Below are 20,950 nucleotides of genomic sequence, written 5' to 3' on the forward strand. Positions count from 1 at the left end.
CCGTTTCCGGGGCCTCAGTCCAGGGCCAGGCTCCTCAGGACCAGGCCCGTTGCGGGTTTCGGGCCGAAGGAGGTCGACTTCCTGGGCATGGTGACGCCCTGGCGCGCCAGGTCACGGACGACGGCTTCCCGGACCGGGTGCATGAGGACCGCGGTGCCGCCCCGGCGCTCCGCCTGGTCCACCGCCGCCCCGGCGTCGTGGATGTAGCTGATGTCCTCGGGGGCGTCCGGGACGTGCCAGACGTTCTCCAGAAGGGCGGAGTGCAGCACCGTCGCGTCCAGGGTTCGCCAGGCCTGTGGCCGGTCCGTGCGGATCGTGCGGTCCAGGAGCGCGGGATCGGGGCGGTCCAGGAGGTGGAACGCACCGTCGCCCGCGAGGAGGAAGGCGTTGCCTTCGGCCGCTGTGGCGGCGAGGAGGTCCAAGGCCGCCGGGAGCGGCTGGTCGATCCTGCGCACGCGGAAGGAGTCGCCGATGGCCGCGAGGGCGTCTGTGACGGGCAGGCGGTTGAGGAGCCGGTGGATGGCGCGGACCCGCAGGGGGTAGCGGGCCGTGTCGACGAGGAGGACCAGGCCGTGGTTCCACGGGCCGGGCGCAACGTGTTCCTCGCGCAGGCGCAGATAGGTGGCCCAACGGTGGTGACCGTCGGCGATGAGGGCTTGGTGCCGGGCCAGTTCGCGGGTGATCGTGGCGAGCTCGGTGGGGTCGGTGATCGACCAGAGACGGTGCTGGAAGCCGTCTTCCGTGGTGGTGCAGAGCAGGGGCTCCCGCAGGACGGTCCGTTCGATGACCGCATCGGCACCGTCCTCCTCCGCGCCGACGTACGTGAGGAGCAGGGGTTCCAGGTTGGCGGCGGTGGTCCGCATCAGGGCGGCACGGTCCTCGACGACGTGCGGCATGACGTCTTCATGGGGGAGGACGATGCCCTCGTCGGGGGAGGAGAGTTCCAGCGCTCCGATGACGCCGCGCTGGAGGATCCCGTCGCCGTGCTGCTCGTACACGTAGAGGGCGGGCTCCGGATCGGGGGCCAGGACGCCGTCCGCGAGCCAGCGGTCGAGGGTGACGGCTGCCTTGCGGTGGCGGGTGCCGGCGGTGATCGCTTGGGGGAGGATCAGGCGGACGATGTTGTGCGGGTCCGCGGATTCGAGGTGGATCAGTCCGTCAGGTCGGACGACGACGTCGTAGGGAGGTGACGTCACGGCAGCCAGACTGCCGACTCGCTCGGGGACGTACCGGAGTCCGCGGAACGGAGCGAGGTGCAACCCTGGGGCGTCGTCGCGGACGTCGGTGGCCGCGTGACCTGAGGTGTTCATCTCGTCATCGTATGTGGGTGGGGCCATCGGCGATGATCGGGGGAGTGCTGCACCGGTGACGTGAGGAGCGAGTGGTGGCGATGGGGAACGGCCGAGGGCGGCGTGACGGCGGTCGGAAGCGTCCGGGAGGAAGCGAGGTGGCGCTGTGCGAGGTCTACGACACGGCGCTCCTGGACCTGGACGGGGTGGTGTACGCGGGCGGCGAGGCCGTTCCGCACGCAGTGGAGGCGTTGGGGGCCGCCCGTGCCGGTGGGATGCACCTGGCGTACGTCACCAACAATGCGCTGCGGACGCCGGCGGAGGTGGCGGCCCATCTGACGGAGCTGGGCGTGCCGGCGGAGGCCGGGGACGTGGTCACCTCGGCGCAGGCGGTGGCCCGGTTGATCGCGGACGAGGTGCCGGAGGGGTCCCGGGTGCTGGTCATCGGTGGCGAGGGGCTGCGGGTGGCGCTTCGTGAGCGGGGGCTCGTGCCGGTGGAGTCGGCGGACGACGGGCCGGCAGCGGTCGTGCAGGGGTACGGCGGACCGGGGATGCCGTGGGGGCGGTTCGCGGAGGCGGCCTACGCGGTGGGGCGCGGGGTGCCTTGGTACGCGTCGAACACGGACCTGACGATTCCGGGGGCGCGGGGGATCGGCCCGGGGAACGGGGCGGGGGTGGAGGTCGTGCGGATCGCCACCGGGGGGCGTGCGGAGCCCAAGGTCGCGGGCAAGCCGCTGCCGCCGATGCACCGGGAGACCGTGCTGAGGACGGGAGCGCAACGGCCCCTGGTGGTCGGGGACCGGCTCGACACGGACATCGAGGGGGCCTTCAACGGCGGGGTCGACTCGCTGCTCGTACTGACCGGGGTGACGGACGCGGCACAGCTGCTCGCCGCCCCGCCCGAGCACCGTGCCACCTATGTGGCGGCTGATCTGCGGGGGCTGCTGGTGGGGCAGCCGGAGGTGGTCGAGGTGGGGGAGGGGGAGTTCCGGTGCGGGGGCTGGAGGGCCTCCGTGCGCGAGGGGGAGCTCGTCCTCGACGGAGTACCGGGCGAGGAGGGAGAAGTGATGGACGCGGTGCGTGCGCTCTGTGGGGCGGCCTGGACGGAGGCGGACGGGCCGGGTGCGGGCGTGCCGGACCCGCGGAAGGCGCTGGCGCTGCTCGGGACGTGAGGCGTGCGACCCCGGACCGACGTTGAAGTTGGGTAGGCTAACCTAACTTTTCGTGGGTCGCGGTCGCCGCCGCCGGGGGTGATCACGGACGAGAACCGGGAGTGCGGGTATGGACGGTCGGCAGCAGCGCCTGAGTGCGGAATCGGTCACCCTGGCGTACGAGCAGCGGGTCATCGCCCGCGAGCTGACCGTCGAGATCCCCGACAACTCGTTCACCGTCATCGTCGGGCCCAACGCCTGCGGCAAGTCCACCCTCCTCCGGGCCCTCTCGCGCATGTTGAAGCCCAGTGCGGGGCGCGTCCTGCTCGACGGGCAGTCGATCCAGACCATGCCCGCCAAGAAGGTCGCCCGGACCCTCGGGTTGCTGCCCCAGACCTCCGTGGCGCCCGACGGCATCACCGTCGCGGACCTCGTCGCGCGCGGCCGTTACCCCCACCAGGGACTGTTGCGCCAGTGGTCCCCCGAGGACGAGCGGATCACCCGTGAGTCCATGGCGGCGACGGGCGTCACCGAGCTGGCCGACCGGTACGTGGACGAACTCTCCGGCGGTCAGCGCCAGCGCGTCTGGATCGCCATGGCGCTCGCCCAACAGACCCCGCTGCTGCTGTTGGACGAGCCGACCACGTACCTCGACATCCAGCACCAGATCGAGGTCCTCGACCTGTGCGCCGAGCTGCACGAGACACAAGGGCGGACCCTCGTCGCCGTCCTGCACGACCTCAACCACGCGGCCCGCTACGCGACCCACCTCATCGCCGTTCGCGAGGGCCGGGTCATCGCCGAGGGAGCGCCGTCGGAAGTGGTGACCGCGGAGCTCGTCGAGCAGGTCTTCGGCCTGCGCTGCCAGGTCATCGACGACCCGCAGACGGGGACCCCGCTGGTCGTGCCGGCGGGACGGAAGGCGCGTGCCCGGACCGTCGGACGGGTGCGGGTGGGAGGGGCCGTGCCGCCGCAGCCCGCGCTGCAGGAGTGACCCGGCGCGAGGGGCACGGGGGCGACGGGCGGGCGGCACGGACCACGGGTGGTCCCCTGCGGGAGCCCCGGCACCGCGCTGCCCCGGGGCGCTGACCGCCACGAGGCCCGGGACGGAGCGTCCGTCCGTCAGGGCACGGGGCGTCCCGTTCGCTAGAGCAGGGACCTGAGGCGGAGCAGGTCGCGGAAGCCCGCCTCCAACCTGACCCGGCCGGAGGCCCAGGCCTTCGCGAAGTTCAACTCGCCGTCCACCATCGCCACCAGGTCGTCGCCGGCCATGGACAGACGGATTTGAGCCTTGGTCGGCGGTGGGCCCGACAGCGTGGAGTCGACCCGGATCCGGCCGTCCGCGAGACGGCCCGTGAACGTCGTGTCGAGATCGGTGACATGGCAGCTCAGGGTGCGGTCCAGCGCGGCAGCCCCGCGCACGCCGTCGTCCGCCCGCGCGAGGCCGTCCGAGAGCCTGTCCAGTGCATCGCGGCACTCCGTGATCGTTGCCATCGCACCGACGGTACCCCAGCGCTTCGCGGTAGCGTCGGGGCATGACCGATGAGATGCCGGAGCCGGGCGACACCGCCGTCGACGAGGCCGTCGAGGAGCCCCCCGGGCAGCCGTACGAGCCCGCCGCGGCAGCGCCGCTCGGCATCGTCCTCGAGCCCACCGGCCATTCCGCAGTCGACGCCTGCCTCGCGCGGTTGACCGAGGTGGACGGCCTCCCGGCAGACGGACACCTGGAGGTGTACGAGGATGTACACCGTGCACTGTGCGCCGAGCTGACCTCGCTCGACGCGCACACCGCCCCCCGTCCGTACGAAAACAGGAGCTGAACCGAACGTGGCAGGACCGGCACGCCGCCGTCTCGACGCCGAGCTGGTGCGGCGCAAGCTCGCGCGTTCGCGCGAGCACGCCAGCCAGCTGATCGCCGCGGGCCGGGTGACCGTCGGCAAGACCGTCGCGACCAAGCCCGCCACCCAGGTCGAGACCGCTGCGGCCATCGTGGTCGCCCAGGACGACTCCGACCCCGACTACGTCTCGCGCGGCGGCCACAAGCTCGCCGGGGCCTTCGCCGCCTTCGTTCCGCAGGGGCTGCGGGTCGAGGGCCGGAGGGCCCTGGACGCCGGAGCCTCCACCGGCGGCTTCACGGACGTCCTGCTGCGCGCGGGGGCCGCTCATGTGGTCGCCGTCGACGTCGGCTACGGGCAGCTCGCCTGGTCGTTGCGGAGCGACGAGCGGGTCACCGTCAAGGACCGCACGAACGTACGCGAGTTGACGCTCGACGTCATCGACGGCGTCCCGGTGGACCTCGTCGTCGGTGACCTGTCGTTCATCCCGCTCGGTCTGGTGCTGCCCGCCCTCGCGTCCTGTACGGCATCCGACGCCGACCTCGTCCTCATGGTGAAGCCGCAGTTCGAGGTGGGCAAGGAACGGCTCGGCACCGGCGGAGTCGTGCGGTCCGCCGAACTCCGCGCGGACGCGGTGAAGAACGTGGCCCGGCAGGCCGGCGAGCTCGGCCTCGGCGTCCGCGGTGTCACCGCCAGCCCGCTGCCCGGCCCCTCCGGCAACGTCGAGTACTTTCTGTGGCTGCGGGCAGACGCGCCCGCGCTGGATCCGGCGGACGTCGACCGCGCCGTGGCGGAGGGACCTCGTTGAGTTCAACGGCAGCAGCACCATCGGGAACCGCACGCACCGTCTTCCTGCTCGCGCACACCGGTCGTCCGGCCGCGGTGCGCAGCGCCGAACTGGTCGTCCTGGGACTGTTGCGCTGTGGCATCGGCGTCCGCGTCCTGGAGGCCGAGGCCGCGGACCTGCCGCTGCCGCCGTCCGTCGAGAAGGTGCCGGAGGCGTGCTCCGATGCGCTCGACGGTTGTGAACTCCTCGTCGTCCTCGGCGGCGACGGCACCCTGCTGCGCGGCGCCGAGTTCTCCAGGGCCTCCGGCGTGCCGATGCTCGGCGTCAACCTGGGGCGGGTCGGTTTCCTCGCGGAAGCCGAGCGGGACGACCTCGACAAGGTCGTCGACCGGGTCGTCACCAAGGCGTACGAGGTCGAGGAGAGGATGACCCTCGACGTCGTCGTGTACGAGAACGGCGACGTCCTGCACCGCGACTGGGCGCTCAACGAGGCCGCCGTGCAGAAGGTGTCCCCGGAGCGGATGCTGGAGGTCGTGCTCGCGATCGACGGGCGTCCGGTGACGGGCTTCGGCTGCGACGGGGTGATCTGCGCGACACCGACCGGATCCACCGCCTACGCCTTCTCGGCGGGCGGCCCGGTCGTCTGGCCGGAGGTCGAGGCGCTGCTGATGGTCCCGATCGGGGCCCACGCCCTCTTCGCCAAGCCGCTGATCACCACCCCCGAGTCGGTGCTGGCGGTCGAGGTCGAGCCGCACACCCCGCACGGAGTGCTGTGGTGCGACGGCCGGCGGACGGTGGAGCTTCCCGCGGGCGCACGCGTCGAGGTGCGGCGGGGCGCCGTCCCGGTGCGCCTCGCCCGGCTGCACCACGCCTCCTTCACCGACCGGCTCGTCGCCAAGTTCGCCCTGCCCGTGTCGGGATGGCGGGGCGCACCCCACTGACCCCGCCAGGTGGCCCGCAACGAGCGGCGGCCCCGGGGGTTACGCCCGGGGCGATGTCGCATCGGACCCGGGAAACCTCGTATGGTCTGGGGCGTGCTGGAGGAGATGCGGATACGGTCGCTCGGGGTCATCGACGACGCGGTGGTCGAGCTGTCGCCCGGCTTCACCGCGGTGACCGGTGAGACCGGTGCGGGCAAGACCATGGTCGTGACCAGCCTGGGGCTGCTGCTCGGCGGGCGCGCCGACCCGGCCCTGGTGCGGATCGGTGCGGCTTCGGCCGTCGTCGAGGGGCGGATCAGCGTGCCTGCGGGCGCGCCTGCCGCCGTACGGGCCGAGGAGGCCGGCGCCGAGCTCGACGAGGGCGTCCTCCTGGTCAGCCGTACGGTTTCGGCCGAGGGGCGCTCGCGCGCCCATCTGGGCGGGCGTTCCGTGCCCGTCGGGCTGCTTGCCGAGCTCGCCGACGAACTCGTCGCCGTTCACGGCCAGACCGATCAGCAGGGCCTGCTCAAGCCCGCCCGGCAGCGCGGTGCGCTCGACCGGTACGCGGGCGGGGCCGTGTCCGTGCCGCTCGCCGCCTACGGTACGGCGTACCGTCGGCTGCGCGCCGTCACCGCCGAGTTGGAGGAGATCACCACCCGGGCGAGGGAACGCGCCCAGGAGGCGGATCTGTTGCGCTTCGGGCTCGGTGAGATCGAGGCCGTCGCCCCGCTGCCCGGGGAGGACGCGGAACTCGCCGCCGAGGCGGAGCGCCTCGGGCACGCCGAAGCCCTCGCCTCCGCCGCGGCGCTCGCGCGCGCTGCCCTGGCCGGCAACCCGGAGGACCCCGAGGCCGTCGACGCGACCACCCTGGTCGCGGGCGCGGGCCGGGCCCTGGAGGCCGTGCGGTCGCACGATCCGGCGCTCGCCTCGCTCGCCGACCGGATGGGCGAGATCTCGATCCTGCTCGGCGACGTGGCCGGGGAACTCGCCGGGTACCTCGACGACCTGGACGCCGATCCGCTGCGGCTCGCCGCCGTCGAGGAGCGCCGGGCCCTGATCAACCAGCTCACCCGCAAGTACGGCGAGGACGTCGCCGCCGTCCTCGCCTGGGCCGAGGAGAGCGCCGGCCGGCTCGGTGAACTGGACGGGGACGACGACCGCATCGGGGAACTCGCCGCCGAGCGGGACCGGCTGCGCGACGAGCTGTCGGTGCTCGCGCAGCGACTCACCGACGCGCGCACGGAGGCCGCTGCCCGGTTCGCCGACGCGGTCACCTCCGAACTCGCTTCGCTGGCCATGCCGCATGCCCGGGTGTCCTTCGACGTCCGACAGGTCGAGGACGAGGAGGGGGTGGAGGTCGACGGCCGTCGGGTCGCCTACGGGCCGTCCGGCGCGGACGAGGTCGAGCTGCTGCTCGCCCCGCACCCCGGTGCCCCGCCCCGGCCCATCGCCAAGGGGGCGTCCGGCGGTGAGCTGTCGCGGGTGATGCTCGCCGTGGAGGTCGTCTTCGCCGGGGTCGATCCGGTGCCCACGTACCTCTTCGACGAGGTCGACGCGGGCGTCGGCGGCAAGGCTGCCGTCGAGATCGGACGCCGGCTCGCCAAGCTCGCCAAGAGCGCACAGGTCGTGGTCGTCACCCACCTGCCGCAGGTGGCTGCCTTCGCCGACCGGCAACTGCTCGTGGAGAAGACCAACGACGGTTCCGTGACCCGCTCCGGCGTCACGGTGCTGGAGGGCGAGGAGCGGGTGCGGGAGCTGTCCCGGATGCTCGCCGGCCAGGAGGACTCCGAGACGGCGAGGGCCCACGCGGAGGAACTCCTGGCGACGGCACGGGCCGACGCATGAGGCGCTTCGCGGCCTTCGGGACCGCCGCAGGGGTGACCCGGGCGGTGTACGGGGCGCTGGGCCGCCGTCGGGACGACGAGCGGTGGAGGCGGACCAACCACGCAGGACGGACCGTCGACCTCTGTGCCGGCCCCGCGGTCACCCTCGGAGCGGCGCTCGGCGCCGGCAGCGCCCCCGCCGCCCTCGCGGTGCTCGCGGCGGGGGCGTGCGGGGCCCACGACGATGTGAAGGGCGACCACCGACGGGGGTTCCGGGCCCATGTGGCGGCGCTCCGGGAGGGTGAGGTGACCAGCGGGGCGGTGAAGCTGTTCGGCATCGGTGCCGCCTCGCTCGCGGCCGGGGCGCTCCTCAAGGAGAAGCCCGTCGACAAGCTCCTCGCCGGGGTCGTCATCGCGGGCACCGCGCATCTGGTGAACCTCGTGGACGTGCGGCCGGGGCGTGCGGGGCTCCTGGTGCTCGGGCTCGCTGCGCCCGGGCTGCTGCGCGGTGCCCCGGCCGCCGCACCGATGGGCGCGGTCGTCGCCGTGCTCGGCGACGACCTCGGCGAGCGGACCATGCTCGGCGACGCGGGTGCGCACGCGCTCGGAGCCGCGGTCGGGAGCGCCGTCGCCGCGGGGAACGGGCGGCTCGGTCTTGCCGCACACGCGGCGGGCGTGGTGGCCGCCGCCGTGTGGGGAGAACGGGCGACCTCCCACTGAGGGGGCGCAGGCCTGTAGCAGGGGCGTGCACGGGGTTTCTGTGCGCTCACCCGTGTGGGTGAAACCACGGGGTGCGGGTCCGCCCGGTGCGCCCACCGGACAGGGGAACGACGCCATTTCGGTGCCGGAACGTGCGTACGGTCGGTGGTGCGGACTGGCATCCTTGGGTCCGTGACACAGCTCCGTACGGTCCAAGTGCTGGGCGGCGGCGGCGCGGGCAGCAGCGCGCACGTCCGATCACTTGCCGCGGGGTTGGTGGCGAGGGGCGTGCGGGTGACCGTGTGCGCACCGGCCGAACTCGATCGCCTCTACGACTACCTGGGCGCCGGCGCACACTTCGTGCCCCTGCCGCACCTCGGCGACCCCGCCGCCGTCGCCGCGCTCCGCAACGCCTGCATCGGCGCGGACGTGGTGCATGCGCACGGGCTCCAGGCCTCGGTGCGGGCCGCGGTCGCGCTGACCGGCGCCCGAACCCCCTTCGTGACCACCTGGCACAGCCGGAACCGAGCGGTCGGGGCACGGGGCGGAGTGCTGCGGCTCCTGGAACGCAGGACCGCACGGGCCGCGACCGTCGTCCTCGGCACTTCCTTCGAACTCGTCGACCGGGCCCGGCGGCGCGGGGCCCGGGACGCCCGCCTCGCCCCCATCACGGTGCCCGCCGCGCGCCGACCGGTCTGCCTCCACGACGGCAAGGCGCGCGCCGAACTGGGCGCGGTCGACCGGCCCCTGCTGATGGCCGTCGGCGCGCTCGAACGGGGCCGGGGCTACCGGACGCTGCTCGATGCGGCCCGGACGTGGCGGGAACTCGACCCGCCGCCCCTGCTCGTCATCGCGGGCGAGGGGAGCGAACGGGGCGCGCTCCAACGCCGGATCGTCGAGGAAGGGCTTCCGGTACGACTGATCGGACGCCGCGACGACGTCGCCGAACTGCTGGCGGCGGCCGATGTCGCCGTGCTGCCCTCCCGGTGGGAGGGGCGCTCCCTGCTCGCGCAGGAAGCGCTTCGGCTCGGGGTGCCGCTCGTCGCCACGGCCGTCGGTGGTGTGCCGGAACTCGTCGGGGACGCGGCGGAGTTGATTCCGTACGGAGATGCGGATGCCTTGGCGGCTGCGGTGCGGGGCCTGCTCGACGACGCGGAGCGCAGGATGGACCTGGCGGCGGCGGGGCGCGTCCAGGCGCGGTCGTGGCCCACCGAGGACGAGACGGTGGCGCACGTGCTGAGCGTGTACGACGAGCTGACGGGCCGGTGACGTACGACCCGTCGTGCCCGCTCGCTCCTCCGGAACGGGACGCGGCGGAGGACGGGGTTGGAGTGCCGTGCACCCCGGCGCCCTCGGGCCGCGCTGCCGTCCGGGGAACCTCAGGACGTGTGGCGGCGGGCCCTGAGGGCCAGGGAGAGCGCCAGGACCGTTTGCGGGTCGTCCAGGTCCGTGCCGAGGAGTTCGGAGATGCGTGCGAGCCTGTTGTAGAGGGTCTGGCGGTTGAGGTGTAGTTCCCGGGCCGTCTCCGCCTTGCGGCCGGCATGCGCCAGGTACGTCTCCAGGGTCGGGAGCAGCGGCGGCCGGGAAGCGCCGTCGTGCTCCCTGAGGGGGCCGATGGCGCGGTCCACGAAGGCCGCGAGGTCCGGGTGGTCCCGCAGCCGCCACAGCAGCAGGTCGATGTCCAGCCGCCGAGCGTCGTACCAGGGCAGCTCCGAGAGGCCCTGGGCCGCCGTCGCCGTCTCCGCCGCGTGCCGCAGTCCCGCGGAGGCCGCCGCCCAGCCGCCCGCGACGCCGACCACGACGACCGGTGGGTGCGCTCCGGCCCGTTCCAGGCCGGCCCGCTCCACGCCCGCGCGCAGCGCCGCCGCGACCCGGTCCGCGACCGCCGTGCGCTCCGACTCGGAGCGCAGGCCCAGCAGCAGCGGCACCCGTCCCTCCACCGGACGGACGCCGAGCAGGGCGGGGACGCCCACCGAAGACAGTTCTTCCAGCACGGCGCGGGCCAGCAGCGCCCAGTTCCCCGAGGGGAAGAGTTCCGGGGACAAGCGCATCACGACCGGGAGGAGCGGGCCGTCCCCGGGCTTGAAGCCGAGGACCCGCGCCTGTGCCGGGGCGTCCTCGGCCCTGATCCGGCCCTCGGCCAGGTCCGTCAGGAAGTCGCCGCGACCGCGTGCGGCCAGCTCCTCCTCCTGGCGCGCCTGCATGAGGACGACCGCGAGGAGCCCCGCCGCCTGCTCGGCCGCCATCCGGTGGACGGGGGAGAGGGCGCCGGAGACCGCGAGGAGGACGAGCCGTGCCCGCACCGTGCCCGTACCGGGCCCGCCGCCGGGCACGTCGACGAGGACCGTGCCGCTGGGCGGGCCCGACTCGCGCGCCGCCCGCTGACCGCGCAGCCCGTCCCACACCTGGAGTGGGTCCGCGGGCGCGGATTCGGTGCCCGCCGCGTACAGCAGCTGTCCGTCGGCCGTCTCCAGGAAGACCGGGTTGGCGGCGAATTCGGAGAGGACGCGGAGCACCTGCGGGACCCCGCCGCCGCCGAGCAGCGCCTCCGTGCACTGCCGGTGGACCTCCTCGGCCCGCCGCTGGAGCGCGTAGTGGCCGTTGACGATCTCGGTGTGGATCTCCTCCGTGACGGTGACGAAGGGGACCTCTCGATGGAGCTGGACGAGCGGCAGGCCGGCGGCCCGTGCGGTCTCCACTATCGTCGCCGGCAGCCGGGCGAAGCGCGGACCGAGTTCGACCACGAGCGCCGCGATGCCCCGGTCGGCGAGCCGGCGCACGAAGGCGCGCTGTTCGGCCGGGCGGGTGCCCAGGCCGAGGCCCGTGGTGAGGAGGAGCTCGCCGCCCTTGAGCAGCGACGCAATGTTCGGCACTTCGCCCGCGTGCACCCAGCGCACCGTGCGGTGCAGCCGGTCGGCGCCCGCGACGACCTCCGGGAGCCCGCCGCGCAGTCCGGGCAGCTCAAGTGCCCGCTGCACGGTGATCCCGCCCTGATTGTCCATGGGGCCGGACGCTACCCGCGTCCGTGTTCCGGCGACATCACCCGACGGTTACGGGACCGGACGGTTCGTACACCGGGGCGACAACTCGTCGCTCCACGGGGGGAATTGTGCGACCGCCTGTCGATTGTGGCCTACGTCACGCACGAGGATCCTCTCGGCCCATGGCAGAGAACCCCACCCCAGTCGTCCACCGGCTCAAGGCGAACTCGGTCGGACTCGTCGGCGTCGTCTTCATGGCCGTCGCCACCGCCGCTCCGATCACGGCGATGACCGGAAACCTCCCCATCGCCGTCGGCTTCGGCAACGGCACCGGCGCACCCGCCGGATACCTCTTCGCGACCCTGGTGCTGACCGTGTTCTCGGTCGGCTACGTCGCCATGGCCAAGCGGATCACGGCCGCGGGCGCCTTCTACGGCTACATCTCGCACGGGCTGGGCCGGATCGCCGGCATGGCATCCGGCATGCTCGCGGTGCTCGCGTACATCGTCTTCGAGGCCTCGATCGTCGGCGTCTTCTCCTACTTCGCCAAGACGACCGTCGCCGACCAGCTCGGCGTGGACCTGCCCTGGATCCTGTACGCAGCCGTCATGTTGGCCGTCACGGCCGTCCTGTCGTACTTCGACATCAACCTCACCGCCAAGGCGCTCGGAGCGATGTTGGTCGCAGAGATCGCCGTCCTCTTCGCGGTGGCCACCGCGGTCCTCATCGCCGGCGGCGGTCCCGACGGCATCCCGGTCGAACCGATCAACCCCACGAACGCCTTCACCGGCACCTCCGCCGGACTCGGCCTCTTCTTCGCCTTCTGGTCCTGGGTCGGCTTCGAGTCCACCGCGATGTACGGCGAGGAATCCCGCAACCCCAAGAGGGTCATTCCGAGGGCCACCCTGATCTCCGTCATCGGCGTCGGCCTCTTCTACATCTACGTGTCCTGGATGGCGATCGCCGGGAACGGGCTCGCCGGATCGATACAGATCTCCTCCTCGGACTCCCCGCTCGACCTCTTCTTCGCGCCCACCCGCTCCTTCATCGGAGCCTGGGCCGTCGACGCCTTCCAGTGGCTGCTGCTCACCGGCTCCTTCGCCTGCGGGATGGCCTTCCACCAGTGCGCCTCGCGATACCTGTACGCCATCGGCCGGGAGGGCTTCCTGCACCCCGCGCTCGGACGGACCCACGCCGTGCACGGCTCGCCGTACATCGCCTCCTTCGTGCAGAGCACGATCGCCGTCACCCTCGTCGGCGTCTTCTGGCTCACCGGCCAGGACCCCTACATCCACCTGTACACCCTGCTCGCGATCCTCGGCACGATGGCGATCCTGATCGTGCAGACCCTCTGCTCCTTCGCCGTCATCGGCTACTTCCGCAAGAACCACCCCGAGGACCGGCACTGGTTCAAGACGCTGACCGCCCCGCTCCTCGGCGGGGTCGGGATGACCGCCGTCGTCGTCCTGCTGATCATGAACATGGAGACGGCGGCCGGGCTCGCCGCCGATTCCCTCTTCTTCAAGGCCATCCCGTGGATCATCGGCGCCGTCTTCTTCGGCGGCCTCGGGCTCGGCTGGTACCTCAAGACCAAGCAGCCCCAGCGCTACGAGGTCATCGGCCGGATCGTCCTGGAAGACGCCACCGAGCGCACCGACGACACCACCGAGCCCGCACCCACCCCGGTGCCCCAGAGCTGACCCCCCCCCAAAAAAAACGAACCCAGGAGCGCCCCATGGCACGCACCACCCCGATGCACCTCCTGAAGAAACTGGTCGCCGAGCACACCGCCGCCCGACGGCTGGACCTGCCCGTCGACGCGCTGCGCGGCATGAGGGCCGACGCCCTCGGGCGCCGCACCCTCCTCACCTACGCCGCCGCAGCGGGCGTCGCGGTGGGAGTGGGCGGGGCCGCAGCCGCCCCGGCCGTGGCCGCCACGAGCACCCCGCCCGTCAAGAGCACCGCCCGGGTCGCCGTCGTCGGCGCGGGGATCTCCGGCCTGACCGCCGCGCTCACCCTCCAGGACGCCGGCCTGAGCCCGGTGCTGTACGAGGCGAACCCGTCCCGGGTCGGCGGTCGCATGTGGACCCAGCGCGACCACTGGGCCTACGGGCAGACCTCCGAGATCGGCGGCGAGCTCATCGACACCAACCACAAGAAGATCCTCGAACTCTGCCGCCGGTTCGACCTCGTCACCGAGGACTTCCTGGGCGGAGGGCCCAACGGCGCGGAGGAGGTCCTCTGGTTCGACGGCGCCTACTACCCGCGCGACCAGGCCGACGAGGACTTCAACGCCGTCTACCAAGCCCTCCACCGCGACCTGATCGACTCGGGCGAGGTGTTCTGGAACCAGACCACCCCCACCGGCACCGCCCTCGACAACATGTCGCTGTACGAGTGGATCGAGAGCCGTGTTCCCGGCGGACACGCCTCACCGCTCGGCCGCTACTTCGACGTCGCCTACAACGTCGAGTACGGCGCCGACACCACCGAGCAGTCCGCCCTCGCCCTGGTCCTGCTCATGGGCTACCAGACCAATCCGGGCAACTTCAACATCTGGGGCCTCTCCAACGAGCGCTACCACATCACCGGCGGCAACGACCTGCTGCCGAACGCCGTCGCCGCGGCACTCGACCCCGGTACCCTGCGCATGGGCTGGTCGCTCGACGCCGTGCGCGCCAACGCCGACGGAACCCAGACCCTCACCTTCACCGAAGCCGGAGCCACCCGGACCGTCACCGCCGACCACACGATCCTGTGCGTGCCGCTGCCGATCCTGCAGCGCCTCGACCTCTCCCGGGCGGGCTTCGACCCGCTCATGAAGAACCTGCTGCGGGACGCGCGGATGGGCTACTGCACCAAGCTCAACATGCAGTTCGGCACCAGGCCCTGGCGCGGCACCGGGGCCTGGCCCGGGGTCTCCGCCGGCGAGTGCTTCACCGACAGCGAGATCCAGCAGACCTGGGACACCACCAAGGTCCAGGGCGGCACCGGAGGCATCCTCCTCCAGTACGGCAGCGGCAGCCTGGCCCGGAACCTCAACCCGGCCGGGCCGTTCTCCACCGAGTCCGACCCCTACGTACGGAAGCTGGTCACCCGCTACCTCGCCGGCATCGACGCCTTCTTCCCCGGCACCTCCAAGGCGTACACGGGCCGAGCCCAGCTCTCCGCGTGGCACAAGAACCCGTACTCGCTCGGCGCGTACTCCTGTTGGCCGGTCGGCTACGTCCACCGCTACGCCGGCTACGAGGGCACCGCCCAGGGCAACGTCCACATCGGCGGAGAGCACTGCTCCTACGATTTCCAGGGCTTCATGGAGGGCGGGGCCACGGAGGGCGAGCGGGCCGCCGAGGAGGTGATCGCCGCGCTGCGGTGAGCCGGTTCAACCGGCGGGCGGGATGTTCTGGTTGAAGCGGAACACGTTGTCGGGGTCGTACACCGCCTTCACCGCGGCGAGACGGCGGTAGCCCTCCTCGCCGTAGGAGGAGACGATGCGCTGCTCGCCCTCGGCGCCGACGAAGTTCAGATACGTCGCGTCGACGGCCCACGGCCGTGCATCGTCCCGCACGTCGTGCACCCACTGCCGGGCCTGCTCGTCGTACGCCGGGTCCTCCCAGGTCGCGAACGGGTGCACCGCCCAGGGCGCGGTGCGCCACGGCTGCGGGTACTGGGAGGGCCCGGCGGCCACGGCCCCGCCCATCAGGAACAGCACGTGCTGGGTGGCCGTGGCCTCCGGGATCCGAGCGCCGCGGTCGCAGAAGACGTCCACGGCCTCGTCGGGGAACTCCCGCAGGTACTCGGCCGACCAGTAGTTCCGCAGTCCCGGCGGGTCGTCGAGCATCGACTGCAGCTCCGCGTAGGGCAGGTCCATGACGATCTCGACCGCGGGCTTCAGGGCGAACAGCGGCGCCGCGAAGTCACGGAGCTCGGACACCGGACCGGCATACGTGAACAGGGCCCCGCAGACCAGCTTGCCGACCAGTTCCTCGGGGATGAACGGCTCCGGTGGCGCGGGCAGGTAGATGGCCCCGCCGCCGATCTCGTCGGGGGCGACGGCCCCGAGGTCGCGGTAGGTGCGGACCACTTCGGGGGCGTTCTCCGGCAGGAAGAGCAGCATCGCCATGCTCATCTCCGGGAGCGGGTGCAGCCGCAGGGTCAGCGAGGTCGCCACCCCGAAGTTGCCGCCGCCGCCGTGCAGCGCCCAGAACAGCTCCGGGTTCTCCTCCGCGTTCGTGTGGACGTGCTTGCCCTCGGCGGTGATCAGGTCGGCCGCCAACAGGTTGTCGCTGGCCAGCCCGAACTTCCGCTCCAACCAGCCGGAACCGCCGCCCAGCGTGAAACCGCCGACGCCGGTGGTGGACACCCGTCCGCCGGTGGTCGCCAGATGGAACGGCTGGCAGGCATGGTCCAGGTCGGCCATGGTCGCCCCGCCCTCGATCCGCACCGTCATGCCCTCGGGGTCCACGACCACCCCGTGCATCCGACGCAGGTCGATGACGAGCGCACCGTCGATCACGGACGTTCCGGCGACGCTGTGCCCGCCGCCGCGCACCGCGATCGGAAGGTCGGTCGCGCGGCCGAACAGCACCGCATTGGAGACGTCGGCCTGGGTGGCGCACTGCGCTATCACCGACGGCCGTCGGTCGATCATCCCGTTGTGCACGGTGCGGGCTTCGTCGTAGCCCGGACCGCCCGGGACGATCACCTCACCGGCGAGGTCCTCGACCAGGCCGGCCAGGGCGCTTTCGGAGACGTGGGGAGCCATGGGAGCCCCCCTTTCACGAGGGGGGACAGGACCTTCCCATTGTATTCCGGGCGCCCCGCCCCGCCTTCGGGAGCGCGGCTCAGCCCCCGTAGGCCCCGCTCGCCGTCAGCCGCAGCGCCGTGTCGATCAGCGGGACGTGGCTGAAGGCCTGCGGGAAGTTCCCCACCTGTCGCTGGAGGCGCGGGTCCCACTCCTCGGCGAGCAGCCCGAGGTCGTTGCGGAGCGCGAGCAGCTTCTCGAAGAGCATGCGGGCCTCGTCGACCCGGCCGATCATCGCCAGGTCGTCCGCGAGCCAGAAGGAGCAGGCGAGGAAAGCGCCCTCGTCGCCCTCCAGGCCGTCCACGCCCGCCTCCTCGCCCGCGGTCGGGTAGCGCAGCACGAAGCCGTCCTCGGTGGACAGCTCCCGCTGGATCGCCTCGATCGTGCCGATGACCCGCTTGTCGTCCGGCGGTAGGAAGCCCATCTGGGGGATGAGCAGCAGCGAGGCGTCCAGTTCCTTGGAGCCGTACGACTGGGTGAAGGTGTTCCGCTCCTTGTCGTAGCCCTTCTCGCAGACGTCCCGGTGGATGTCGTCGCGCAGTTCGTGCCAGCGCTCCAGCGGGCCGTCCGCGTCGCCGGACTCGATGAGCTTGATCGTGCGGTCGACGGCCACCCAGGCCATCACCTTGGAGTGGACGAAGTGTCGGCGCGGGCCGCGGACCTCCCAGATGCCCTCGTCCGGCTGGTTCCAGTGCTTCTCCAGGTAGTTGATCAACTTGATCTGGAGCAGGGAGGCGTAGTCGTTGCGGGAGAGGCCCGTCATGTGGGCGAGGTGGAGGGCCTCCGTGACCTCGCCGTAGACGTCCAGCTGGAGCTGGTTCGCGGCGCCGTTGCCGACCCGGACCGGGCCCGAGTCCTCGTACCCCGGGAGCCAGTCGAGCTCCGCCTCGCCGAGCTCCCGCTCGCCCGCGATGCCGTACATGATCTGCAGGTTCTCCGGGTCGCCCGCGACGGCACGGAGCAGCCAGTCCCGCCAGGCACGGGCCTCCTCGCGGTAGCCGGTGCGCAGCATCGAGGACAGGGTGATCGCCGCGTCCCGCAGCCAGGTGTAGCGGTAGTCCCAGTTGCGGACGCCGCCGATCTCCTCCGGCAGCGAGGTCGTCGGCGCGGCGACGATCCCTCCGGTCGGCGCGTAGGTCAGGGCCTTCAAGGTGATCAGGGAGCGGACCACGGCCTCCCGGTAGGGGCCGTGGTACGTGCAGTGCTCGACCCACTCGCGCCAGAAGTCGGCCGTCGCCTCCAGGGAGCCCTCCGGGTCGGGGAGCGCGGGAGGCTCTTTGTGGGAGGGCTGCCAGGAGAGGGTGAAGGCGATTCGCTCGCCGGGCGTGACGGTGAAGTCGGAGTAGGTCGTCAGGTCCTTGCCGTGGGTCTCCGCATCGGTGTCCAGCCACACCGAGTCGGGCCCGGCGACGGCGACCGTGCGCTCCCCCACCTTGTGCACCCAGGGCACGACCCGGCCGTAGCTGAAGCGCATCCGCAGCGAGGACCGCATCCGCACCCGACCGGAGACCCCTTCGACGATCCGGATCAGCTGGGGGGCGCCGTCACGGGGCGGCATGAAGTCGGTCACCCGGACCGTGCCGCGCGGGGTGTCCCACTCGGACTCCAGGATCAGCGAGTCGCCCTGGTAGCGCCGCCGGTCGGCCGGCGCCGGTTCGGTGTCCGCCGGACCCACGGGGCCGACCCGCCAGAACCCGTGTTCCTCGGTGCCCAACAGGCCGGCGAAGACCGCGTGCGAGTCGAAGCGGGGGAGACACAGCCAGTCGACGCTGCCGTCCCGACAGACCAGTGCCGCGGTCTGCATGTCTCCGATGAGTGCGTAATCCTCGATGCGCCCGGCCACGTGCTTCTCTCCAGTCGAACGGCCACGTCCGCCCCCGAGGGGGCGCTTGCTACAGGTGTGCGTGATGTGTGGTGTCAGCAAGGCCAGTGTGCGGGACGAACCGGCTTGCCCGCGGGCGATCTCCGAGCAGAATACGTCGCACTTCCGCAGTGGTAGTGATCACACGAGCGGCGCCTTACTCCATACGAGTGAACCAGGTCCCACTCGGCCCCGACGTCCGGGTTGCCGTTCGTGAACACCCGACTGCCACGCGTGGCCGGAAGCGGTCCCCTGATGTCGCTGATACCCTGGTACCCCGTGGACCGGTGGGAAACGGCGACAGCCGAGGACCCCGCAACCGCAGCGACGGCACCCCCCGATTCTTCCGGAGGGGAAGCCGGTACGCACCTCCAGAACGCGACCACGGGAGCCCCCTCTTGGCGATGCCGCCCAACACCACGACGACCAAGCACATCTTCGTCACCGGGGGTGTCGCCTCCTCCCTCGGCAAGGGCCTGACCGCCTCCAGCCTGGGTGCGCTCCTGAAGGCCCGCGGTCTGCGGGTCACCATGCAGAAGCTCGACCCGTACCTGAACGTCGACCCGGGCACGATGAACCCCTTCCAGCACGGCGAGGTGTTCGTCACCAACGACGGCGCCGAGACCGACCTGGACATCGGCCACTACGAGCGCTTCCTCGACGTCGACCTCGACGGCTCGGCCAACGTCACCACCGGCCAGGTCTACTCGCAGGTCATCGCCAAGGAGCGGCGCGGCGAGTACCTCGGTGACACCGTGCAGGTCATCCCGCACATCACCAACGAGATCAAGGGCCGCATCCGCCGCATGGCGACCGACGACGTCGACGTCGTCATCACCGAGGTCGGCGGCACGGTCGGCGACATCGAGTCGCTGCCCTTCCTGGAGACCGTCCGCCAGGTCCGCCACGAGGTCGGCCGCGACAACGTCTTCGTCGTGCACATCTCGCTGCTGCCCTACATCGGGCCCTCCGGCGAGCTGAAGACCAAGCCGACCCAGCACTCGGTCGCCGCCCTGCGCAACATCGGCATCCAGCCCGACGCGATCGTGCTGCGCGCCGACCGCGAGGTCCCGACCGCCATCAAGCGCAAGATCTCCCTGATGTGCGACGTCGACGAGGCCGCGGTCGTCGCCGCCATCGACGCCCCGTCGATCTACGACATTCCGAAGGTGCTGCACACCGAGGGCCTGGACGCCTATGTCGTGCGCAAGCTCGACCTGCCCTTCCGCGACGTGGACTGGACCGTCTGGGAGGACCTCCTGGACCGCGTCCACAACCCCGACCACGAGGTCACCGTCGCGCTCGTCGGCAAGTACATCGACCTGCCCGACGCCTACCTCTCGGTCACCGAGGCCATGCGGGCCGGCGGCTTCGCCAACCGTGCCCGGGTCAAGGTCAAGTGGGTCACCTCCGACGACTGCAAGACCCCGGCGGGTGCCGCGCAGCAGCTCGGTGACGTCGACGGCATCCTCATCCCCGGCGGCTTCGGCGACCGCGGCGTGTCCGGCAAGGTCGGCGCGATCCAGTACGCCCGTGAGAACAAGGTGCCGCTGCTCGGCATCTGCCTCGGCCTGCAGTGCATCGTCATCGAGGCCGCCCGCAACCTGGCCGACATCCCCGAGGCCAACTCCACCGAGTTCGACCCGGCCACCGCGCACCCCGTCGTCTCCACGATGGAGGAGCAGCTCGCGTACGTCGAGGGCGCGGGCGACCTGGGCGGGACGATGCGCCTCGGCCTCTACCCGGCGAAGCTCGCCGAGGGTTCGGTCGTCCGCGAGGCCTACGGCGACGAGCCCTACGTGGAGGAGCGCCACCGCCACCGCTACGAGGTGAACAACGCCTACCGCGCGGAGCTGGAGAAGAAGGCCGGTCTGGTCTTCTCCGGCACCTCCCCGGACAACAAGCTCGTCGAGTTCGTCGAGTACCCGAAGGACGTCCACCCGTACCTGGTCGCGACCCAGGCGCACCCGGAGCTGAAGTCCCGCCCGACCCGTCCGCACCCGCTCTTCGCGGGCCTGGTCAAGGCCGCCGTGGAGCGCAGGACGGCGAAGTAGCACGGCGCGTTAACGTTGCCGGGGTACGTGTCTCTCCCGAGACGCGCACCCCGGCTTTCGTATGTGGGAGGACACTTCATGCAGCAGGTGCAGGACACCCCGGAGGAGTGGCGGGTCGTCGCCACCACCACTCCCTTCACGGGCAAGAAGACGAGTGTCCGCACGGACGAGGTGGTCATGCCGGACGGTTCGGTCGTCGGCCGCGACTACCAGGTGCACCCCGGCTCGGTCGCGGTCCTCGCCCTCGACGACCAGGACCGCGTGGTCGTCCTCCGGCAGTACCGGCACCCGGTGCGGCAGAAGCTCTGGGAGATCCCGGCCGGACTGCTCGACGTGCCCGGCGAGAACCCCTTGCACGCGGCCCAGCGCGAGCTGTACGAGGAGGCGCACGTCAAGGCGGAGGACTGGCGGGTCCTGACCGACGTCTACACCACGCCCGGCGGCTGTGACGAGGCCGTACGGATCTTCCTGGCCCGTGGCCTCGCGGAGGCGGAGGGCGAGCGCTTCGAGGTCTCCGACGAGGAGGCCGACATGGAGCTCGCCCGGGTGCCCCTGTCCGAGCTGGTGCGGGGGGTCCTGGCGGGGGAGCTGCACAACAGCTGTCTGGTGGTGGGCGTGCTGTCGCTGGCCGCGGCGCGCTCGGGCGACGGCCCGGACGCCCTCCGGCCGGCGGACGCCCCTTGGCCGGCCCGGCCCTTCGAGGCGTAGCACGACCCGGGCTCCCGGTGGGCCGCCCTCGCTGGCCG

At 72.1% G+C, this 20,950-nt stretch carries 17 protein-coding genes; 12 read left to right on the top strand and 5 right to left on the bottom strand.

What is annotated here, in order from left to right; genetic code table 11:
* Window positions 1-14: 14 nt before the first annotated feature.
* Entirely contained in the window at window positions 15-1,310 is a 1,296-nt protein-coding gene (locus tag ACFW2Y_RS24555) for a DUF1015 family protein (RefSeq protein ID WP_384883107.1), read from the bottom strand.
* Window positions 1,311-1,390: 80 nt separating this feature from the next.
* Between ACFW2Y_RS24555 and ACFW2Y_RS24560 the strand changes: the two genes are divergently transcribed.
* A complete protein-coding gene (locus tag ACFW2Y_RS24560; protein WP_384883149.1) occupies window positions 1,391-2,461 on the top strand; it encodes an HAD hydrolase-like protein in 1,071 nt (356 codons plus the stop codon).
* 109 nt (window positions 2,462-2,570) lie between these two features.
* A complete protein-coding gene (locus ACFW2Y_RS24565) occupies window positions 2,571-3,434 on the top strand; it encodes an ABC transporter ATP-binding protein (protein ID WP_384883110.1) in 864 nt (287 codons plus the stop codon).
* A gap of 152 nt (window positions 3,435-3,586) precedes the next feature.
* Here the strand turns inward: ACFW2Y_RS24565 and ACFW2Y_RS24570 are convergent, their stop codons facing one another.
* Window positions 3,587-3,934 (bottom strand): SCP2 sterol-binding domain-containing protein, encoded by a 348-nt coding sequence (locus ACFW2Y_RS24570; protein WP_384883112.1) that lies wholly within the window; start codon window positions 3,932-3,934, stop codon window positions 3,587-3,589.
* Window positions 3,935-3,975: 41 nt separating this feature from the next.
* Here ACFW2Y_RS24570 and ACFW2Y_RS24575 point away from each other — a divergent pair, with 41 nt between their 5' ends.
* From ACFW2Y_RS24575 to ACFW2Y_RS24600, 6 genes are all read left to right on the top strand, one after another.
* Window positions 3,976-4,260 carry a hypothetical protein gene (locus ACFW2Y_RS24575; protein WP_384883115.1) on the top strand — a complete coding sequence of 95 codons (285 nt, stop codon included), beginning with the start codon at window positions 3,976-3,978 and terminating at the stop codon, window positions 4,258-4,260.
* A 7-nt stretch (window positions 4,261-4,267) separates the two neighbouring features.
* Window positions 4,268-5,083, top strand: a complete 816-nt coding sequence (locus ACFW2Y_RS24580; protein ID WP_384883118.1) for a TlyA family RNA methyltransferase — start codon at window positions 4,268-4,270, stop codon at window positions 5,081-5,083.
* Entirely contained in the window at window positions 5,080-6,003 is a 924-nt protein-coding gene (locus ACFW2Y_RS24585) for an NAD kinase (protein WP_384883122.1), read from the top strand. The genes ACFW2Y_RS24580 and ACFW2Y_RS24585 overlap by 4 nt, the downstream gene beginning before the upstream one ends.
* An 81-nt stretch (window positions 6,004-6,084) precedes the next feature.
* Complete coding sequence (gene recN, locus ACFW2Y_RS24590) at window positions 6,085-7,827, top strand: DNA repair protein RecN (RefSeq protein ID WP_384883125.1); 1,743 nt, start codon at window positions 6,085-6,087, stop codon at window positions 7,825-7,827.
* Complete coding sequence (locus ACFW2Y_RS24595; protein WP_384883128.1) at window positions 7,824-8,525, top strand: hypothetical protein; 702 nt, start codon at window positions 7,824-7,826, stop codon at window positions 8,523-8,525. Before recN ends, ACFW2Y_RS24595 begins: the two co-directional genes overlap by 4 nt.
* Before the next feature lie 171 nt (window positions 8,526-8,696).
* Window positions 8,697-9,773 carry a glycosyltransferase family 4 protein gene (locus ACFW2Y_RS24600; RefSeq protein ID WP_384883130.1) on the top strand — a complete coding sequence of 359 codons (1,077 nt, stop codon included), beginning with the start codon at window positions 8,697-8,699 and terminating at the stop codon, window positions 9,771-9,773.
* 110 nt (window positions 9,774-9,883) lie between these two features.
* Here the strand turns inward: ACFW2Y_RS24600 and ACFW2Y_RS24605 are convergent, their stop codons facing one another.
* Window positions 9,884-11,506, bottom strand: coding sequence for a PucR family transcriptional regulator (locus tag ACFW2Y_RS24605; RefSeq protein ID WP_384883133.1), 1,623 nt, complete (start codon window positions 11,504-11,506; stop codon window positions 9,884-9,886).
* Window positions 11,507-11,667: 161 nt separating this feature from the next.
* Here ACFW2Y_RS24605 and ACFW2Y_RS24610 point away from each other — a divergent pair, with 161 nt between their 5' ends.
* Window positions 11,668-13,185 carry an APC family permease gene (locus ACFW2Y_RS24610; RefSeq protein WP_384883136.1) on the top strand — a complete coding sequence of 506 codons (1,518 nt, stop codon included), beginning with the start codon at window positions 11,668-11,670 and terminating at the stop codon, window positions 13,183-13,185.
* A gap of 35 nt (window positions 13,186-13,220) precedes the next feature.
* Window positions 13,221-14,861, top strand: a complete 1,641-nt coding sequence (locus ACFW2Y_RS24615) for a flavin monoamine oxidase family protein (RefSeq protein WP_384883138.1) — start codon at window positions 13,221-13,223, stop codon at window positions 14,859-14,861.
* 6 nt (window positions 14,862-14,867) lie between these two features.
* Here the strand turns inward: ACFW2Y_RS24615 and ACFW2Y_RS24620 are convergent, their stop codons facing one another.
* Entirely contained in the window at window positions 14,868-16,250 is a 1,383-nt protein-coding gene (locus ACFW2Y_RS24620; RefSeq protein ID WP_384883141.1) for an FAD-binding oxidoreductase, read from the bottom strand.
* 79 nt (window positions 16,251-16,329) lie between these two features.
* On the bottom strand, window positions 16,330-18,132 hold the full coding sequence (locus ACFW2Y_RS24625) for a glycoside hydrolase family 15 protein (RefSeq protein WP_384883144.1): 1,803 nt from the start codon (window positions 18,130-18,132) through the stop codon (window positions 16,330-16,332).
* A 422-nt stretch (window positions 18,133-18,554) separates the two neighbouring features.
* On the opposite strand from ACFW2Y_RS24625, the gene ACFW2Y_RS24630 reads away from it, so the two are divergent.
* Together ACFW2Y_RS24630 and ACFW2Y_RS24635 are read left to right on the top strand one after the other, a co-directional pair.
* Window positions 18,555-20,204, top strand: coding sequence for a CTP synthase (locus ACFW2Y_RS24630; protein ID WP_384883152.1), 1,650 nt, complete (start codon window positions 18,555-18,557; stop codon window positions 20,202-20,204).
* 78 nt (window positions 20,205-20,282) lie between these two features.
* Window positions 20,283-20,912: an NUDIX domain-containing protein gene (locus ACFW2Y_RS24635; RefSeq protein WP_384883147.1), complete on the top strand. Its 630-nt coding sequence runs from the start codon at window positions 20,283-20,285 to the stop codon at window positions 20,910-20,912.
* Window positions 20,913-20,950: the final 38 nt, after the last annotated feature.

The sequence above is a fragment of the Streptomyces sp. NPDC058877 genome (assembly GCF_042742855.1).
In the GTDB taxonomy this organism is placed as follows: Bacteria; Actinomycetota; Actinomycetes; order Streptomycetales; family Streptomycetaceae; genus Streptomyces.

Coding starts and splice junctions, on each gene's coding strand:
- ACFW2Y_RS24555 (WP_384883107.1), bottom strand. CDS start 1,310: ATGAACACCTCAGGTCACGCGGCCACCGACGTCCGCGACGACGCCCCA.
- ACFW2Y_RS24560 (WP_384883149.1), top strand. CDS start 1,391: ATGGGGAACGGCCGAGGGCGGCGTGACGGCGGTCGGAAGCGTCCGGGA.
- ACFW2Y_RS24565 (WP_384883110.1), top strand. CDS start 2,571: ATGGACGGTCGGCAGCAGCGCCTGAGTGCGGAATCGGTCACCCTGGCG.
- ACFW2Y_RS24570 (WP_384883112.1), bottom strand. CDS start 3,934: ATGGCAACGATCACGGAGTGCCGCGATGCACTGGACAGGCTCTCGGAC.
- ACFW2Y_RS24575 (WP_384883115.1), top strand. CDS start 3,976: ATGACCGATGAGATGCCGGAGCCGGGCGACACCGCCGTCGACGAGGCC.
- recN (WP_384883125.1), top strand. CDS start 6,085: ATGGTCTGGGGCGTGCTGGAGGAGATGCGGATACGGTCGCTCGGGGTC.
- ACFW2Y_RS24595 (WP_384883128.1), top strand. CDS start 7,824: ATGAGGCGCTTCGCGGCCTTCGGGACCGCCGCAGGGGTGACCCGGGCG.
- ACFW2Y_RS24605 (WP_384883133.1), bottom strand. CDS start 11,506: ATGGACAATCAGGGCGGGATCACCGTGCAGCGGGCACTTGAGCTGCCC.
- ACFW2Y_RS24610 (WP_384883136.1), top strand. CDS start 11,668: ATGGCAGAGAACCCCACCCCAGTCGTCCACCGGCTCAAGGCGAACTCG.
- ACFW2Y_RS24615 (WP_384883138.1), top strand. CDS start 13,221: ATGGCACGCACCACCCCGATGCACCTCCTGAAGAAACTGGTCGCCGAG.
- ACFW2Y_RS24620 (WP_384883141.1), bottom strand. CDS start 16,250: ATGGCTCCCCACGTCTCCGAAAGCGCCCTGGCCGGCCTGGTCGAGGAC.
- ACFW2Y_RS24630 (WP_384883152.1), top strand. CDS start 18,555: ATGCCGCCCAACACCACGACGACCAAGCACATCTTCGTCACCGGGGGT.
- ACFW2Y_RS24635 (WP_384883147.1), top strand. CDS start 20,283: ATGCAGCAGGTGCAGGACACCCCGGAGGAGTGGCGGGTCGTCGCCACC.